Raw genomic sequence first — 1,101 nt, forward strand, 5'->3', positions numbered from 1 at the left:
CCCCTGCCGCACCGCTGGCTGCTGGCCTGGCGGCGCTGGTCGCTGTGGGCGCTGCTGGCGGCGCTGGTGGCGAGCATCCTGGTCACGCTGGTCTGGCTCGCCGGCCGCTACGAGGCCAGCCAGGTGCAGGAGCGGCTGGACCGCGATGCCGCCGACGCCCTGGCGGACCTGCGCCAGCGCCTCGGCGCCAATCTGCGCGACCTGGGCGCCCTGCCGGCCGAACCTGAGGCGCCGGCGCAGTGGGAAGGCGCCGGCCGCGAGCTGCTGGCGCGCCAGCGCGAACTCGTGCGGCTGCAGTGGCGCGACGCCGGCATGGCGCCGGCGGCCACCCTTCACTCCCCCTGGCACAGCGCCATGCCCCAGCTCACCGAGCCGGGAGCCACGCACTCCGAGGCCGCGCTCGCCTGCACCAACGCGCGCCGGCTGATGGCGGCGTCCTACTCCAGCAGCTACTACCAGCCCCTGCCCGGCGGCACCGGCATGGAGATGATGGAACTGTGCATCCCGCTGGTCCAGGCGGGCCGGGTGCGCGGCTACGTGGTCGCCACCTACTCCCTGCAGATCCTGCTCGCCGACGTCGTGGGGCCCCTGCTGGGGCGCAGCCAGGAGGTCTCCTTCACGGAAGCGGATGGAACGCGCCTGGCGGTGGTCGGGGCCCAGCGGCGCGGCTCGCGCGTGTTCACCGCGCGCCAGCTGATCGACCTGCCGGGCACCACGCTGGTGCTGCGCCTGGACGGCTGGCACGCGGCGCCCAGCCTGTTTCCGAACGTGCTCACGGCGCTGGTCACGGCAATGTCGATCGCGCTGGTGTCGGTGCTGGCCGTGCTGCTGCGCGACACGCGCCGGCGCCTGCGCGCCGAACGCGACCTGGCGGAGGCGCTGGCGCTGCGCAAGGCGATGGAGGATTCGCTCGTCACCGGGCTGCGCGCGCGCGACCTGCGGGGGCGCGTGACCTACGTGAACCCGGCTTTCTGCGCCATGGTCGGCCTGCCGGCCAGCGAGATCGTCGGGCGCGGCGCGCCCCTGCCCTATTGGCCGCCCGAGCACGCCGAGGAATACACCGCGCGCCAGGAGCGCCGGCTGGCGAACCGCGCCAGCCCG

The 1,101-nt window shown here is 75.0% G+C and carries 1 protein-coding gene; it reads left to right on the forward strand.

Translation table 11 applies throughout. The features are described from left to right. Positions 1-3: 3 nt before the first annotated feature. Positions 4-1,101: PAS domain S-box protein (locus A612_RS14400; protein ID WP_141630366.1), on the forward strand; the 1,098-nt coding region annotated here is incomplete at its 3' end.

It is taken from the genome of Melaminivora alkalimesophila, assembly GCF_000282995.1.
Classification (GTDB): domain Bacteria; phylum Pseudomonadota; class Gammaproteobacteria; order Burkholderiales; family Burkholderiaceae_C; genus Melaminivora; species Melaminivora alkalimesophila.